Consider the following 16,835-nt stretch of genomic DNA (forward strand, 5'->3'; position numbering starts at 1 on the left):
CTCCTGAACTGTGGGAGCGAATTTATTCGCGATTGGCCGGTGTGGCCGATACATCTCCCCCGTCAGATCCATATTCGCGAATGAATTCGCTCCCACAGTTGAGTCCGGGTCTGGCTCAAGTTTCGCGGCGCAAAAACATCTACAGGAGCGAATAGGTCAGAGAAAAGCGGGCGTGCTTCAGCCTCTCGCCAACCCCGAATAAAACCCTGGCCGCCGATCCTTGAAGTAGGTATTGATCGCTTGTGATTCGCTCATCACCTGCCGATCCAGGTCCGCAATCACCAACGCCTCGTCCAGACCCGCCAGCCCGACCTGTTTGCCGTCCGGCGCGCAGATGCTGCTCAGCCCGCAGTACTGAATCTCGCCCTCGCTGCCGCAGTAATTCGCGTACACCAGATAGCACTGGTTTTCGAATGCCCTGGCTCGAACCGTCACTTCGCAGACGAAGTCGTAAGGCGCCATGTTGGCGGTCGGCACCAAAATCAGATCAGCCCCCGATAGCGCGAGGCGCCGAGTGTTCTCGGGAAACTCCACGTCATAGCAGATGAGGAATCCCAGCTTCCATCCGTTGAATTCCACCACCGGGAAGTGCTCATCTCCTGCGCTGAACATCGACTTGTCCAGCTCGCCATAGAGATGCGTCTTACGGTAATTACAGAGACGTGCACCTTTTGCGTCGATCAACTGCACAGCGTTGTAGACCTGATCCTCGGCACCCAACTCAGGATAGCCATACAGAATCGCCACGCCGGTGGCCTGAGCGATGGCCGCAATGGCCTGCGCTGCCGGGCCATCGCTGCGTTGCGCGAGCGCGCGCGCTGCCTGAGCGCCGATGTTGTAACCACTGAGAAACATCTCCGGGCACACCAACAACGCAGCACCCTGGGCGGCCGCTTCAATCGCCTGAGTGTTGAGACGTTGCAGATTGCCGCTGGTGTCCAGCGGCAGCGGCGGGCATTGATACAAAGCAACGCGCATGGCGGCCTCCTTATTCTGGCAGCACAACCGGGCCGATTTCGTGGAACACATCGCCGGGGCCAGGATTCTCGGCGTGAGTCTTGCCGCCGAAGTGGGTCATGATGCCCCACACGGCGTTCAGCGAGGTCTGTACTGCGCCCTCAACCCAGGCCGGGGTCCATGACACGTCATCGCCAGCGATGAAAATGCCGCGCTGTTCGTCAGGCATGTCCTTCTGCATGAAATGCGCGTACATCCGCTGGTTGTAGCGGTAGTGACCCGGCAGCGCACCCTTGAAGGCGCCGAGGAAGTGCGGGTCAGCTTCCCACGACACGGTGATCGGATCGCCGATGATGCGCGCGGCGATATCCACCTTTGGGTAGATTTTTTTCAACGCGCCAAGGGCCAGGCTTACGCGTTTCTCCACAGGATGCGGCAGCATTTTCAGCGCGTCGCTCATCCACGAGTACGACAGACAAATCACCCCCGGCTTTTCGGTGCCGTTGGAGTAGGTGCCGTTGTCGAACAGATAAGTGCCACGGGTCAGGCGGTCGGTGAGGGTCATGCTCATCAGGTCGCGACCGGTTTCCGGGTCTTTGTCCTTCCAGAATGGACGATCCACCATGACAAAGGTTTTGGACGATTGCATGTAGCGCGTGCGGTCCAGCGCCATCCACATCTTTTGCGAGAACAGCGTTTCTTCGCATTCGATCTGGGTGGTCAGCAGCCAACTTTGGCAGGTCGCCAGCACCGCGTCGTAATGGCGGGTGTCGCCCCAGTTATCGGTGACTGCGAACTTGCCGTCGGCGGCGCGGGCGATGCGTTTGACGCCAGTGCGTGGCGCGCCGTGGTGCAGAGTCGAAAGGCTGGTGCCTTCCGGCCAGTGGGCGCATCGCTCCGGGGCATGACGCCAGATGCCAAGCGGCACTTGCTCGACGCCGCCGACAATCAGGTGCTGATGATCGTCGCAGTTGGTCATGACCACGCGGAAGATTTCCAACATGGAGTTCGGGAAATCGGAGTCCCACCCACCGGTGCCGAAGCCGACCTGGCCGAACACTTCGCGGTGGTAGAACGACAGCTTGGCAAATGCCTTGGAGGTGGCCACGAAATCGTAGAACGTGCGGTCATCCCACAGCGGCACGAGCTTGTCCCACAGCTCTTTAAGCCGAGGCACGTCACGATCACGGATGGCTTGCTGAATGTCGGCGAACTGCGCGCCATCTTCCAGTGCGTCGGCCCAGGCGTCGGCCACTTCCTGAAACAGCGCAGGCAAGTCCGACAGCTTCTGTGCGTAATGAGTGGTGCCTTCCAGGTCGATGACCGTGCTGCCCGACGCGGCAGTCAGCGGGTTAGGGAAGGGCCTGGATTCAAGGCCGAGCTTGTCGACGTAGTGATAGAACGCCGTGGAAGAGACCGGAAAGCGCATGCCGCCCAGTTCGGCAATGATGCCTTCGGCGCCTTCGAACTGCTGCGAGCGCAATCGACCGCCCATTTTCGAGGCTTCATAAACAACCGGTTTGAGGCCCAGCTTCATCAGTTCATAGGCCGCGACCAGCCCGGCTATGCCAGCCCCGACAATCGCCACTTCCTTGCCGAGGTTGTCGCTCGGAATGCTGCCCAGTCCGGCGGGATGCTCGATCCAGTCGTCGAAGGCAAAGGGGAAATCCGGACCAAAAATCGTGATCGGTTTTTTGCCGTCGGCGGGGTGGCGATTGTTCTTCATGGCTGACCTTAATCGGCTGTGGCGCGAAAGAGGAAAGTCTAGATAACAGTTGAGACGTTAATAAGACGCAGAGTGTCGTCGTTTTGTAGAGAATTTGTGCTATGTGACGAGATAGTTGGTCCTAATGACGAATCAGACCGGCTGTCCACGATCAATTTTGCTGCTGAGGATGATGGAGGTTGTGGTCTTTTCGACGCCATCGACACTGCCGATCAGGTCGAGCAATTGGTCCAGTTGTTCGGGGGAGTCGGTGCGCAGCCAGGCCACGTAATCGAATTCGCCACTCACCGCGCACAATTGCTGCACTTGAGCCAGCGCACTCAAGCGACGCAGCACCTCTTTGCCCGAACGTGGTTGAACAGTAATGCCGACATACGCCTGCAAGCCGCCGTCCACCACCCGCTGACTGAGGCGCACGCCGTAACCGGTGATGATCTTTGCCTTTTCCAGACGCGCGAGACGTGACGTGACGGTCGTGCGCGCGATGCCCAACTGACGGGCGAGATTGGCGACCGGCTCGCGCGCGTTGATCTGCAGCGCGGCGATCAGTTGGCGGTCGACGTCATCGAGGGCAGGTGGGCGTAAATCGGACAAGGGGCTGATCTCCATCGGCAAGCGGGTGATGTTACCCGTTGCCGAGGATGGATGGCAGGCTGCTGCGCCTATAGCGGCCCGGCATAGTCGACGAATCTGCATTGCCCGCAACGGTCAATCGCGAATAAATTCGCTCCTACAGAAGGCCGGGAGCGCCGTGAGATATGTGCCTAAAACGGCCTAACTGTAGGAGCGAATTCATTCGCGAGACGATGGCATGTGCGACGAATCTGCATCGCCCGCACCGGCGAATCGCGAATAAATTCGCTCCTGCAGAAGGGCTGTCGGCTGTTGTCAGTTTTTGTAATCCGGCGCAACGCGGTCCAGCATTCTCAGCAATGCGGCCCAGGCGAAATCGACTGAATCCGTGTCGCTCAGCTCGCCTTCCGCCACCCCTTGGCCCGGCGCGTTGAACTGCCGCTCAGTACGCACACGCACGTCCTCGGGTGGCAATCGCAGCGTGCCGCCCGCCTGTGCCGCGATCTGAATCTCGCAGGCCTTCTCCAAGTAATACATCCGCAAAAACGCTTGCTTGACCGTGTTACCGACTGTCAACAAACCATGGTTGCGCAGGATCATCACCGAGTTGTCACCCAGGTCGGTAACCAGACGCTGCTGCTCGCTGAAGTCCAGCGCAATGCCTTCGTAGTCGTGATAACCGACGCGACCATAAAACTCCATCGAGATCTGATTCACGGGCAGCAAGCCAGCTTCCTGCGCCGCCACCGCGCACCCGGCTTTGGTGTGCGTGTGCAGCACGCATTGGGCATCTTCACGGGCGCGGTGAATCGCGCTGTGAATGACAAATCCTGCCGGGTTGACCGGGTAATGAGAAGCCTCGACTTTGTTGCCGTCGAGGTCGATCTTCACCAGATTCGACGCCGTGATCTCCTCGAACATCAGCCCGTAGGGGTTGATCAGGAAATGATGCTCCGGCCCCGGTATGCGCAGGGACAGGTGGGTGTAAATCAGATCGGTCATCCTGTAATGAGCGATCAGGCGATAGCAGGCCGCCAATTCCTGCCTAAGTTGCCATTCCTGCGGGCTGTACGCGTGTGTCATTTTTCCTCCGATGCTGTCAGTCGCTGGCCCGCTTAGCGTGCGAGCCAGGCGTTCAGACGTTCTTCAAGCTCTTCCCCATGATCGACCCAGAACTCGATGTTCAACGGCACGGCCACGGCCATGTTTTGTGGCGAAGTCGGAATCCATGGCGCTTTGCTCGGGTCCAACTTGTCGCTCAAGGCCTTGTTGGTCACGCCGTAGGCAATGGATTGTGAGAATGCCTGCTGCGGCGCGCTGTCGTTGGCGTAGGTGATGAATTTATTCGCCGCGTCTCTGTGCTGCGAGCCTTTGACGATGGTCCAGTAATCCATGCTGTACAGCGAGCCTTTCCAGATCGGCGCCACTTTCAGGCCTTCGCTCGCCGCCACTGCGCCACGGCCGCTGAAGGTGGTGGTCATGACGATGTCGCCCGAGGCCAGCCATTGCATCGGCTGCGATCCGGCTTCCCACCATTGAATGTAGGGCTTGAGCTTGTCCAGCTTGGCGAATGCACGATCGACGCCAGCCGGAGTGGCCAGCACTTTGTAGACATCAGCAGGCGCGACGCCGTCCGCTAGCAGCGCGTATTCGAGGGTGTACATGGCGCCTTTGCGCAGGCCGCGCTTGCCGGGGTATTTCTCGGTGTCCCAGAAATCGGCCCAGCTCGACGGCACGGTTTTGACTTTGTCAGTGGCGTACACCAACGGCATGCCCCACACCAGCGCTGCTGAGCCACACTCCTGCTGAGCGCCTTCGATCAATTGTTGGCCGCCCGCGAGCTTTGGCCACTCCAGCTTCTCGAACAGCCCCTCTGCGCACCCGCGTTCAAGGTCTGGCGCTTCGACCTGAACCACGTCCCAGTCCGCATGCCCGGTTTCGGCCATCACTTTGATCTTGGCCATTTCCCCGTTGTATTCGGTCTGCACAACGCCCACACCGGCTTTCTTGGCGAAGGGTTCAAAAATAGTGGTGTTCTGGATTTTCTGCGCCGCGCCGCCGAAGCCGACGATGACCAGATTTTCCGCCGCGAATGCGGACAGGGGGGAAAGCATCAATACCGCACACGCAATTTTCAGGTTCTTACTGTTCATCGACATTTTCCTTTGGCCGTAAGGCTCTTTTTTTCGCAGACGAAGGCGCACACAGGCCGACCCTCTGCTGCACAGGGGGTAAACGGATAGAAACAGGCAATGGTGTGAAAAACGGGAACGCTGGACTGCGACTTCGCGACGACTGCATGGACGGTCGCGTGGGGTGTTTCATTATTGTTGTTGACCCGCGAGATGGGAGGCGGGCGTGGCTAGAGACTAATCCACGTTTTCTGAAAAAAGAAGATGGGAATGATTATTTAGTGAAAAAAATAGATAAATTTTCACAATGAGTAAAAATTAACGGCATGAACCTCTCAGCGATTAGACTTTTTTCACCTTCAGCCGCTTAAACTGCGCCACGTTTCGAAGACTCAGCACACAGGCATCGGAGCAGCACGATGAGCGACGGAAAAATCAACGACAGCGCCAGGACGGCGGATTCAGTGGCTGATGACCTCACGGCTGGCGAGAGCTTTCTGGGTGAGCGCATTCGTGGCCTGCGCAAGCGACAAGGGCTGACCCTCGCCGAGCTGGCGAAACGGAGTCAGCTGTCAGTGGGCTACATCAGTCAACTGGAGCGCGACCTGTCTCGCCCGTCGGTGGATACCTTGCTGAAAATCGGCCGCTGTCTGGGCGTGAACATTCAGTGGTTTTTCTCCACCAGATCTGAGGCCAGCGAAGCCGATGCCGGGTACGTGGTGCGCAAAGACAGTCGACAAAACATCCATTACGACGACGGCATCTACGACCAGCTCCTCACGCCAAGCCCCAGTGGTCAGATCGAGATGGTCCATTCGCGATTTCCGCCGGGCGCATACAACCGCACCAGCTACACCCATGAAGGCGAGGAAGTCGGCTATGTGCTGAGCGGCACGTTTGAATTGTGGGTCGGGGAGCGACACTTCGAGCTTGGCGAAGGCGACAGCTTCCGGTTCTCCAGCAACGAGCCTCATCGCTACGGCAACCCCGGCGAAACCGATGCTGTCGTGCTCTGGGTGATCACGCCCCCAACGTACTGATCTTTCCGGGCGCTCTTTGTTGAAATGCTCAAATCGATCATTTGATTGATCGATTTGCGCAATTCGCGTCCTTGGAATAAGCTCGTTTGAGCAAATCGATCACCAAGATGATCATTTCGCTCAAATTCAGATGCTCCAATCGCACGCACTATAAAAACAAAGAGTACCCGCCATGGCCCAGATACCTATCAAGCGCAGTATCGAACGAGTACCCGGTGGCATGATGATCGTGCCGCTGCTGATCGGCTCCCTCGTCGCGACCTTTCTCCCTGACATGCCGAAATTCTTCGGTTCGTTCACCAATGCGTTGTTCACCGGTTCGCTGCCGATTCTGGCGGTGTTCTACGTGTGCATGGGCGCCAGCATCGACATCAAAGCCACGCCTTACTTGCTGAAGAAAGGCGGGGTGCTGTTCGGCACCAAAGTCGGCACCGCGATTGTGATCGGTGTGATCATGGGTCACTTCCTGGGCGAACAGCCGATTACGTCGGGCATTTTTGCCGGGCTTTCGACCCTCGCGGTAGTGGCCGCGATGAACGACACCAACGGCGGCCTTTATATGGCGTTGATGGGGCAATACGGGCGCTCCGAAGATGTAGGCGCGTATTCAGTGATGTCGCTGGAGTCCGGCCCGTTCCTGACCATGGTGACGCTGGGTGTTGCAGGTCTGGCGGCGTTTCCTTGGCCAACGCTGGTGGGTGCGATTCTTCCGTTGCTGCTCGGCATGTTGCTGGGCAATCTCGACCGCGAGATGCGTGACTTCCTGGCCAAGGCCGTGCCGGTGATGATTCCGTTCTTCGCCTTGGCGTTGGGCGCGAGCCTGGACCTGCACAAGGTCTGGCAAGCTGGCCTGTTGGGCATCGGCCTCGGCCTGGCGGTCGTGGTGCTGACCGGCATTCCGTTGTATTTCGCTGACCGCGTGTCGGGTGGTACAGGCGTGGCCGGGGTTGCCGCCGCGAACACGGCGGGCAACGCTGCGGCGGTGCCTGCGCTGGTGGCAGCTGCAAACCCGGTTTACACCGAGGCCGCCAACTCTGCGACGTTGCTGGTCGCCGCGTGCGTCGTGGTCACCGCTGTTCTGTCGCCGATTCTTACGGCCTCTGTCGCCAAACGCTACAAAGAGCGTCACGCTGCAAAGACAGTGGGCGTGAACGCGGAGCGGGAGGTCGTTCGATGACATTGCTGATCATCGCCGATGACCTGTCGGGTGCGGCGGATTGCGCGATCGCCTTCGCCGGTGCCGGATTGAGCACGGTGGTGACCCTTGATGCATCCCACGACACGGGCGACGCGAGCGTGGTTGCCATCGACACCGACACCCGTAGGTTGTCGATAGCCCAAGCGGGCGAACGCACGTTGACGGCATGGCAGACCCTGCGCAAACCCGGTCAACGGCTGTACAAGAAAATCGACTCGACCCTGCGCGGCAACTGGGCGGCGGAAGTGGCGGCACTACAACCGCAGGCCGGGCTGGCCATCATCGCCCCAGCGTTTCCTGCCACCGGCCGCACAACATTGTGCGGCCAGGTGCTGGTCAACGGTCAGTCGCTTGAAACCACCGACACCTGGAAGCTCGAACACGCCGATCGCTCGGCGGACATTACATCGATGCTGAGCGATGCCGGTCTGAGTGTCGCTAAGCTCTCCTTGGACATACTGCGCGGTGATGCAGCTGCGCTGGCGCAACACATCGCCGAAATGGCCCGCAGCGATACCAACGCGCTGATTATTGATGCCGAAACCACGAAAGACCTGCACACCCTCGCCGTGGTAACCGCTCAGATGAGTGAGCCACTGTTTTGGGTGGGTTCTGGAGGACTGGCCCGCGAGCTGGCGGGGCTGCCGGATCTGTTATCGGCGCCGCCCCGGACATCCACGGCGCCGCGTGAAAAATACGCGCCGACGCTGGTGCTGGTCGGCAGCTTGTCGAGCGTTTCGGAGCGGCAATGCGCCTTGTTGAAAGAGCGCGCAGGTATTGGCGAACTTGTGGTGCCGCCTGCGGTTCTGCGGCAAGGCGCCTCCCACCCCGATTGGGCGGGTTGGGAACTGCGTATTCGTGCATATCTGCGCGGCGGCGACGATTTGTTGCTGCGCATTGGCCGCGACGACGCGTTCAACCCTGCTGAAGGCGCTCAACTCTCGACCCAGCTGGCCGCCATGGTCCGTCCGCATTTCGCCCATGTCGGGGGGCTGGTGGCGACAGGTGGCGAAACAGCCCGCGCCATGCTCGGCGCCGTGGGCATCGGCAGCCTGCAATTGCTGTGTGAAATCGAAGCGGGTGTCGCGTTTGGCCATCCCATTTCAACCCGCGAAGGCCACCGCCCTGGCGTGGTCACCAAAGCCGGTGCGTTCGGCACCGACCATGCGTTGTACGCGGCCTGGCTGCACATGAATAACGCTGTAGAACCTGCGCGCTACAGCGCAGAACCTGTCCCGATTCCTGCTTCACAAGGTAAAACATCATGAGTAACTATTTGCCCATCATTGGCATCACCATGGGCGACGCGACTGGCGTTGGCCCGGAAATCATCGTCAAAAGCCTCGTTCACGACGTGGTGTACCAGCAATGCCGCCCGCTGGTGATCGGCGATGCCGGGCGTCTGGAATTGGCCAACGAGATCGTCAAAGGCAGCGTGAAGGTGCGTCGCATCAAAGAAGCGGCCGAAGCGCAATACCAGCCGGGAACCATCGACTGCATCGACCTCAACCTGATCCCGACTGGCCTGCCGTTCGGCCAGTTATCGCCGATTGCCGGTGACGCTGCGTTTCAGTACATTGCCCGCGCCGTTCAACTGGCCGAAGCCGGGCAGATCGACGCGATCTGCACCGCGCCGCTTAATAAAGAAGCGCTGCACGCCGGTGGCCACAAATACCCGGGCCACACCGAGATGCTCGCGCATCTGACCAACGTCGACGAAGTGTCGATGATGCTCGTTGCGCCGCACCTGCGCGTCATTCACGTCACCACTCACATCGGCATCATCGACGCGATTCGCAAGATCGAGCCGGGTCTGGTTCAGCGCACGATCGAACGCGGCAACGCGACGTTGATCAAGGCCGGCATCGCCAAGCCACGCATCGGCGTGTGCGGCATCAACCCTCACGCGGGCGAGAACGGCCTGTTCGGTTACGGCGAGGAAGAAGAGAAGATCATTCCGGCCGTGAAGTTGCTGCAAGAGCAAGGTCTGGACGTCACTGGCCCGTTGCCTGCTGACACGCTGTTCTTCCGCGCCGGTCGTGGCGATTTCGACCTCGTGGTGGCGATGTATCACGATCAGGGCCACGGTCCGGTGAAAGTGCTGGGGCTGGAAGCGGGCGTCAACGTGACCGTGGGTCTGGAAGTGATTCGCACGTCCGTGGATCACGGCACCGCATTCGACATCGCCGGTAAGGGCATCGCCGACGAGCGCAGCTTGCTGGAAGCGCTGCGTCAGGGCGCTGAACTGGCGACCCGTCGGGGGTGAGGCATGACGGCGCGGTCGTGTAAGATCACGGCCTTTCCGCAACGAGGCCGCCCATGAAAGCCACCGACCGTCATCGCGCCATTCTCGAATTGGTCCGCGCTCGCGACACCAATGTCGAGCAGTTGAGCGCGGCTTTGGGGGTGTCGGAAGCGACCGTGCGCCGCGACCTGACCATGCTCGCCAAGCAGCGGCATTTGGTTCGCACCCACGGCGGTGCGACCGCGCTGATTGGCGTGCATGAGCCGGAAGCCTCCCTCGACGAGCGCAAGTCTGCGCAGCGCGATCAGAAAGACGCCATTGCCAAGGCAGCGGCGATGCATGTCCAGGATGGCGACACCGTGCTGCTCGATGGCGGCACCACGTGCGCGGCGTTGGCGTTGCACTTGTGCTCGCGGCAAAACGTGCACGTCGTCACCAATAATCTACTGGCCGTGATGACCCTCGCCAATGCGTCAGGCATTCGTTTGACGTTGATCGGGGGTGATTTGCGCGGTTCAAGCATGAGCACGCTTGGCCCACTCGCCGAGCTGACACTCAGCCGTTTGAGCGTCGACAAAGCGTTCATGGGGGCGGATGGCGTGGTCGCTGAATTCGGTCTGTGTGAAGCCAGCGATCAGCAGGCCTATCTCAAGGAATGCATCATCAAACGCGCCGCGCAGGTTTTCGTTCTTGCTGACGCCGACAAACTTGGCCGCGCGCGCCAGCAACACTGGACGCCCATCGAACGGGAGTGGACGCTGATCACGGCGGCCGAGGCGGATGAGTCGTTGCTGGCGCCGTTCAGAGCGGTGCAACAGATCACGGTGGAAACCGCAGGCAATTGAGCGCGTGATGCCTCTGAGGGAGCTGTCTTGCTTAAGGTTGTGTAGCTCGTTCAACCCCTATTTGTAGGACTTTTCCCCGTTGTCACCGCGTTGTCATTCAGCTGTCACCCCCGGCGTGCCTAAATTCGGTCCCTGACCCTTCAAATCCACGCCGGGAGCTCTGTCATGACTCTGGATCTATCAGAAACCGCCCGCTACATCCAAGCCGACATCCTCGACAGCTTCGACGAAGAGCTGGAGATGGAATACGACGACGCGCGCCTGGATGGCCTGCTGTCCGATCTGGGCGAGGAAGTGCCGAAAGGCATTGATCGACGCGTGTATTTCCGCGAACTGCTGCGTCTGCAAGGCGAGTTGGTGAAGCTCCAGGATTGGGTCGTCAGCCAAAAGCTCAAAGTCGTCGTATTGTTCGAAGGCCGCGACGCGGCGGGCAAGGGCGGCGCTATCAAACGCATCACCCAGCGCCTTAACCCACGGGTCTGCCGAGTGGCAGCGTTGACCGCCCCGAGCGAACGCGAGCGCACGCAGTGGTATTTCCAGCGCTACGTTTCGCACCTGCCAGCCGCGGGCGAAATGGTCCTGTTCGACCGCAGTTGGTACAACCGCGCAGGCGTCGAGCGTGTCATGGGGTTCTGCAACAACGACGAGTACGAGGAGTTTTTCCGCACCGTTCCCGAGTTCGAAAAAATGCTCGTGCGCTCGGGCATCATCCTCATCAAATACTGGTTCTCGATCACCGACGACGAGCAATATCGCCGCTTTCTGATGCGCATCCACGATCCGCTGAAACAGTGGAAACTGTCGCCGATGGACCTGGAATCCCGCCGTCGCTGGGAAGACTACACCCGCGCCAAGGAAGAAATGCTGACGCGCTCGCACACCGACGTCGCACCCTGGTGGATCGTGGAGGCAGATGACAAGAAGCGCGCGCGTCTGAACTGCATCCATCACTTACTGGAGCAAATCCCGCGCGGCGAAGTGGAGTCGCCGCAGATCTTGCTGCCAGAGCGCGAATACAACGCCAACTACCTGCGTGCGCCGGTGCCGCGTGACATGGTGGTCCCGTCGGTTTATTGAGTGCTCATCAATCGGCGGTGCTTTCGGCCGACCTTTTTCCAGTCAGCCGCTCCTCTTGTAGGAGCCGGCTTGCTGGCGAATGCGGTGGGTCAAAGACACATTTATTGCCTGATACAACCCATTCGTCCGATCGCGGCCCGCAGCAAGCCGGCTCCCTCGGGTTGGGCGTCGACAGCAAGTAGTGACGGCGGAAATTTCTCGCGTTCACGGTCAGATCTTCCACTTCTTCGCCGTCTTCGCCAGCCGTTGCTGCAGCCCTTCGATGTTCAGCGCGAGCTGTCGATTCATCAACTGATACCCCAGCACGTCCGCCGACACCGCAGGCGCCTCCGGTCCGACCGCCAACGACTCGCTTGGCCGCGCCAGACGCTCAGTAGCACCGCTTTGCAACGCCCTCGCCATGCCGATCAACATGCGCCGAATCCGACGCTGCTCAGCGCTCATTCCCACATTCCCCAGGTCCGCCGGCCTGAGGTTGGAAAGGATCTCCAGCGTGCTCAGGCACATCCGGAAATGCCCCTGAATGGCGTCCAGTTCAACCAGCGATATCTTCACTTCCTTCGACACCGATGGCATCAGCGAGCGTAACTGCAACATCGTCGCGTTGAGCCGGGCCATCAGCTTCAAATGCTCGTCCGCCGCAATCGACTGGCCACTGCTGATACGCTCATACACCTTCGCGCAATCCCGCAAACCGCTGGCCAGGTTGTACCGCCACGAATACACCGCATAGAGCGGCAACGCGAAAGAGAACGCCAGCGCCAAAACGATCCCGATCAGAATATCCACCGTCCGCCACAGCCCGTCTGTAATCGGGTTATCGCCATGCCCCGCGACGATAAACAGCGTGATTGCCGACAACAGCGCCGTGTACCCGCCCTTGCCAATCGCGTGATACGCGAAGAACCCGCAAATCAACGACATGATCACGTACGTCAGCAGCGGCATGCCCAGGTAATTCTCCTGCGCCACCACCGCCAATCCCAACGCCGCACCAATCAGCGTCCCGTACGCCCGCTCCACCGACTTCTTGCCGATATTGCCGTGATGCTGGAGGCCGCCGATCACAATCAACATCGTCACCGACGCCCACTCGCCGTGGGGCAGATGGATGCCGGTGGTGAGCAGAATCGAGACCAAGAGGCCGACGACAATGCGACCCGCGTGAATGTAGCGCGCGTGGCGGTAACGGCGGTAAGGGTCCAGAAGTGGACGGAGGAGGCGGCGCAAGAACAGGGGGAGGGAAGGTGCGTTCATGGGATTACAGACCTCAGCGGGCGTGAATCTATCCTCACGTCAGGCCGGAAATTCGGGTGAGTAACGCTGCAATGTACGTGCTCGCCAAGCCTATGAGAATGATCCCGAGCGGACGCTCCCACCAGTTCTTGATCTCGCCAGGTGGCATCTGCAGCGACAGCACCGTGACGCTTGCGGGCTGGTTGATGACGGCAGTCGCCCGTTCTGGAGGGAGCATCGAACGTAACCAAAGCTCGTCCCTCGCCTTCTTCCGGATCGCAGCAATGTCATTAGAAAGCTGTATGCCAGCTCCGCGGATGTAAGCCCCTGTTGCAATGATGACCATGATTCCGACGAGCATCAGCGTGTCCAGGGTCAAGGGTTGATTGACGTCCAGACGCGGTGTCGCGTCCCACAAAACCTGCAGAAAACTTGTGGCTCGGTACACGATCAAGCTCAGATTCTGCAGTTCGTATCCCAGACCGTTGAGAAATGAAGCCTTAAGCTGCTCCCCAAAATCGTAAATCGAGAGCACTGCTGCCATCAGCAGTTGAGTGAATCCGATCAGCATCACCGCCAGGCCCAGCCACTTCATGCGGCGCGACTTCTTCATTGCTTCCCAAACTGTCATTTCGTCATGTCCTTGTGTTCATAAAAACTCAGTGTTTTCGCATCCTGCGAGCGATCAGGTGGGATAGCTTCCTCGGCAATAAAAAAGCCGCGCAATGCGCGGCTTTTGAAGGTGGTGGGCCCACACGGACTCGAACCGTGGACCAAAGGATTATGAGTCCTCTGCTCTAACCAACTGAGCTATAGGCCCTCAGTCAGGCGGCGGATTATAACGATGGTTTCCGTGCTGTGCTATCCGAAAAGTCTGAAACGGTTATACGAAGAAACGTCGCGCAGAATTCTTCCGGGCGCAGGGGCAGGCTGACGATGTAGCCCTGGATTTGTTCACAGCCTTCGTCGGCGAGGAATTGCTGTTGTTCAAGGCTTTCCACGCCTTCGGCGATGACGGTCAGTTGCATGCTGCGGCCCAAGGCGATGATGGCGCGGACGATGGCGGCGTCGTGCTGGTCGTCTGGCAGGCCGCGTACGAAGGACTGGTCGATCTTCAGGATGTCCAGCGGCAAACGTTTAAGGTAGCTCAGTGATGAATAGCCGGTGCCGAAGTCGTCGATGGCCAGTTGCACGCCGAGTTTTTTCAGGCGGTGCAGCACGGAGAGCGCCTCTTCGGTCTGGGACATGATGAAGTTTTCGGTGATTTCCAGCTGCAGGCAGCCTGGCTGCAGTTCGTATTGTTGGAGCAGGTGCTCAATGCGGGTGACCAGATTGGGCTGACGGAGTTGGGCGCCAGCCAAGTTCACGGAGAGGGGGCCGAAAACGTCGTAGGTTTGATTCCAGCGATACAGCTGTTGACAGGCCTTCTCCAACACCCACTCGCCGATCTGCAGGATCATGCCGTTTTCCTCTGCCAGAGGAATGAACCGCTCAGGTGGGACTTCTCCGAAAGTGGGGTGGGTCCAGCGAATCAGAGCTTCGGCGCCGACCAGTCGTTGTGTCAGAAGGCTGATCTTGGGTTGGTAGGAAAGCGTGAACTCGTTGCGTTCGATCGCTCTGCGCAATTCGTGTTCCAGCGCTATGCGCTCACTGGCCTGGGCGGTGAGGTCGCGGGTGTAGCTTTCGACCCGGTTGCGGCCTTTTGCTTTTGAGCGGTACATCGCGGCATCGGCGTTTTTGATGAGGGTGGCGACGTCGGCCCCATCTGACGGGAACAGCGCAGTGCCAATGCTGGTGCTGATGAAAAACTCGTGTTCACCCGCCTGGAAAGGGGCGGAGAAGCTATTGAGCAATTTGGTAGCGATGGCCTCCGCGTCTCTGTCGGTTTGCAGGCCGGGGAGCAGAATGATGAACTCGTCACCGCCCAACCGTGCGACGGTGTCGATGTCACGCAGGTTCTCTTTCAGGCGCTGGGCAATCCCTTTGAGCAACAGGTCGCCGACCGGGTGCCCGAGGCTGTCGTTGATGTGTTTGAAGCGGTCGAGATCGAGGAATAGCACCGCGCCGAGGCTGTTGGCCTCTTTGCTATGAGTCAGGGCCGCGTGCAGGCGGCTCTCGAACAGCGTCCGGTTCGGCAGTCCCGTCAGCGGGTCGTGATGGGCCTGATAATCCAGACGGGCCTGAGCCTGTTTGAGGCTGGAAATGTCCGCGAACACTGCGACGAAGTGGGTGATGAATTTGTCGCGGTTACGCACGGCGCTGATGGTCAGCCAGCTCGGATAAATCTCCCCGTTCTTTCGACGGTTACTGATTTCGCCTTGCCAGTGACCCTCTGCCGTCAGTTGATACCACATGGCGGCGTAGAACGCGCTGTCGTGCAGTCCCGAGGCCAGCAATCGAGGCGTCTCTCCGAGGGCTTCGGCTTCGCAGTAGCCGGTGATTTCACTAAAGGCACGGTTGACCGCATTGATCCGCTGGCGGGTGTCGGTGATGAGCACGCCCTCGGCCGTACTCTCGAAAACCGTTGCAGCCAATTGCAGCTTCTCTTGCATCTGGTGGCGGTCGGTGATGTCGCGGGCGATGGTCAGCATGCAGTCTTCACCGCCAATCGGCAGCGGGCGTGATGAAATTTCGCACAGTCGAATCTGCCCGTCCCTGCGGCGGATATGGCTGGTGAAATCTTTGACGAAGCCATCGCGGGCAAGTTGCTCAAGCAGTTGCTGCCGCTCGTTGAGGTCGACCCAGATGCCGAGGTCGAGCGTCGTGCGGTCCAGTGACAGCGAACTGTGATATCCGGTAATACGGCTGAACCCGTCGTTGATTTCCACTAATAGCCCGTCGCTCTGCCGGGAAATCAACAGGCCGTCCGGCGACGAGTGGAAAGCTTTGGCGAACTTCTCTTCGGACAACTGCAATTGCTGCTGAGCTTCTTTCAGTGGCGTGATGTCGCGCACGACCACCACTACCGCAGGCGTCGAATCCAGATCGAAGGGTTCAGCCGACAGTAAGCCGGTGAAGGTTCGGCCGTTGCTTCGACGGAACGGCATTTCAAGATTTCGAATACTGCCCTTTTGCAGGCGTTGAAGCAGGCTAGGCCCTATGTCCGGGATGCCCCAGATGTTCAATTCGCTAGGCGTGCGGCCCACGATATCGCCAGCACTTATTCCGATTTGCTCGACGAACGCCTGGTTCGCCTCCAGAAAGCAGCCGTCGGACAAGCGGGCAATCACCAAAATGTCCGGGCACTGTGCGAACACCGACGCGAATTTCCCTTCGGACTGCCGCAGTGCTTCCTCGGTCTGCTTGGCTTCCGTGATGTCGATCATCAGGCCGCGCATCACGGGTTCATGGCCATAAGTGATCAGCGTGACAATGTCACGTATCCACAACGTCCTGCCGTCGGCGCTGATCACGCGGTAATCAAGGCTGTGGTCGTTACCCAGCTTGGTTTGAACGTCGCAGTAGGCTTCAGCGGCGTCGAGGTCGGCCGGGTGGACGATGCTGCGCCAGAACCCCGGTCTCAGCCATTGATGCAACGGGTAGCCGAGCAGGTTTTCTGCGTGTGGGGAAACGTAGTTGTAGGAGTAATCGTGGGTGTTGGCTTCCCACGCAATGGCCGACAGGCTTTCGATCATGCCTCGGTAATGGTATTCGCTGCTGCGCAGTTCCTGTTCCAGCGCGACACGACGGGAAATTTCCGAGCTGAGGCGGCGATTGATTCGTACCACAATCAACAGGATCGTCGAGAGCAGAAGCAGTCCGGGCAGTCCGTAGAGCAGGAAGTCTCGCCAGAATTTCATGGGTTC

General features: G+C 59.4%; 13 protein-coding genes, 1 tRNA gene and 1 pseudogene. 6 read left to right on the top strand and 9 right to left on the bottom strand.

Annotated features, from left to right (window positions below; translation table 11 throughout):
• Nucleotides 1–177: 177 nt before the first annotated feature.
• From AAEO81_RS02945 to AAEO81_RS02965, 5 genes are all read right to left on the bottom strand, one after another.
• Nucleotides 178–978, bottom strand: a complete 801-nt coding sequence (locus AAEO81_RS02945) for a carbon-nitrogen hydrolase family protein (protein WP_341961514.1) — start codon at nt 976–978, stop codon at nt 178–180.
• 10 nt (nt 979–988) lie between these two features.
• Entirely contained in the window at nt 989–2,683 is a 1,695-nt protein-coding gene (locus tag AAEO81_RS02950; RefSeq protein WP_166595627.1) for an NAD(P)/FAD-dependent oxidoreductase, read from the bottom strand.
• 132 nt (nt 2,684–2,815) lie between these two features.
• A complete protein-coding gene (locus tag AAEO81_RS02955; protein ID WP_341961515.1) occupies nt 2,816–3,277 on the bottom strand; it encodes an Lrp/AsnC family transcriptional regulator in 462 nt (153 codons plus the stop codon).
• A 294-nt stretch (nt 3,278–3,571) separates the two neighbouring features.
• Nucleotides 3,572–4,339: a class II aldolase/adducin family protein gene (locus AAEO81_RS02960; protein WP_341961517.1), complete on the bottom strand. Its 768-nt coding sequence runs from the start codon at nt 4,337–4,339 to the stop codon at nt 3,572–3,574.
• 32 nt (nt 4,340–4,371) lie between these two features.
• Nucleotides 4,372–5,409 carry an ABC transporter substrate-binding protein gene (locus AAEO81_RS02965; protein WP_341961519.1) on the bottom strand — a complete coding sequence of 346 codons (1,038 nt, stop codon included), beginning with the start codon at nt 5,407–5,409 and terminating at the stop codon, nt 4,372–4,374.
• Nucleotides 5,410–5,807: 398 nt separating this feature from the next.
• Between AAEO81_RS02965 and AAEO81_RS02970 the strand changes: the two genes are divergently transcribed.
• The 6 genes from AAEO81_RS02970 (at nt 5,808) to ppk2 (ending at nt 11,793) form a co-directional block, all read left to right on the top strand.
• Nucleotides 5,808–6,428 carry a cupin domain-containing protein gene (locus AAEO81_RS02970; protein ID WP_341961520.1) on the top strand — a complete coding sequence of 207 codons (621 nt, stop codon included), beginning with the start codon at nt 5,808–5,810 and terminating at the stop codon, nt 6,426–6,428.
• 172 nt (nt 6,429–6,600) lie between these two features.
• The gene (locus AAEO81_RS02975; RefSeq protein ID WP_341961521.1) at nt 6,601–7,605 is read left to right on the top strand and encodes a 2-keto-3-deoxygluconate permease; all 1,005 of its coding nucleotides are present in this window, start codon (nt 6,601–6,603) and stop codon (nt 7,603–7,605) included.
• Nucleotides 7,602–8,894 (top strand): four-carbon acid sugar kinase family protein, encoded by a 1,293-nt coding sequence (locus tag AAEO81_RS02980; protein ID WP_341961523.1) that lies wholly within the window; start codon nt 7,602–7,604, stop codon nt 8,892–8,894. Before AAEO81_RS02975 ends, AAEO81_RS02980 begins: the two co-directional genes overlap by 4 nt.
• Nucleotides 8,891–9,892 (top strand): 4-hydroxythreonine-4-phosphate dehydrogenase PdxA, encoded by a 1,002-nt coding sequence (gene pdxA, locus AAEO81_RS02985; RefSeq protein WP_166595621.1) that lies wholly within the window; start codon nt 8,891–8,893, stop codon nt 9,890–9,892. The genes AAEO81_RS02980 and pdxA overlap by 4 nt, the downstream gene beginning before the upstream one ends.
• Nucleotides 9,893–9,945: 53 nt before the next feature.
• Nucleotides 9,946–10,716 carry a DeoR/GlpR family DNA-binding transcription regulator gene (locus AAEO81_RS02990; RefSeq protein ID WP_341961525.1) on the top strand — a complete coding sequence of 257 codons (771 nt, stop codon included), beginning with the start codon at nt 9,946–9,948 and terminating at the stop codon, nt 10,714–10,716.
• 165 nt (nt 10,717–10,881) lie between these two features.
• A complete protein-coding gene (ppk2, locus tag AAEO81_RS02995; protein ID WP_341961526.1) occupies nt 10,882–11,793 on the top strand; it encodes a polyphosphate kinase 2 in 912 nt (303 codons plus the stop codon).
• A 210-nt stretch (nt 11,794–12,003) separates the two neighbouring features.
• Here ppk2 and AAEO81_RS03000 read toward each other — a convergent pair whose 3' ends face one another.
• The 4 genes and pseudogenes from AAEO81_RS03000 to AAEO81_RS03015 form a co-directional block, all read right to left on the bottom strand.
• Nucleotides 12,004–13,050: an FUSC family protein gene (locus tag AAEO81_RS03000; protein WP_341961527.1), complete on the bottom strand. Its 1,047-nt coding sequence runs from the start codon at nt 13,048–13,050 to the stop codon at nt 12,004–12,006.
• 34 nt (nt 13,051–13,084) lie between these two features.
• Nucleotides 13,085–13,660 (bottom strand): YniB family protein, encoded by a 576-nt coding sequence (locus AAEO81_RS03005; RefSeq protein ID WP_341961528.1) that lies wholly within the window; start codon nt 13,658–13,660, stop codon nt 13,085–13,087.
• A 112-nt stretch (nt 13,661–13,772) separates the two neighbouring features.
• Nucleotides 13,773–13,849, bottom strand: a tRNA-Ile gene (locus AAEO81_RS03010).
• Nucleotides 13,850–13,865: 16 nt separating this feature from the next.
• Nucleotides 13,866–16,823, bottom strand: a pseudogene (locus tag AAEO81_RS03015) (EAL domain-containing protein); the annotation flags it as partial.
• Between the last annotated feature and the right edge of the window lie 12 nt (nt 16,824–16,835).

Source organism: Pseudomonas sp. RC10 (assembly GCF_038397775.1).
GTDB classification, from domain to species: Bacteria; Pseudomonadota; Gammaproteobacteria; order Pseudomonadales; family Pseudomonadaceae; genus Aquipseudomonas; species Aquipseudomonas bambusae.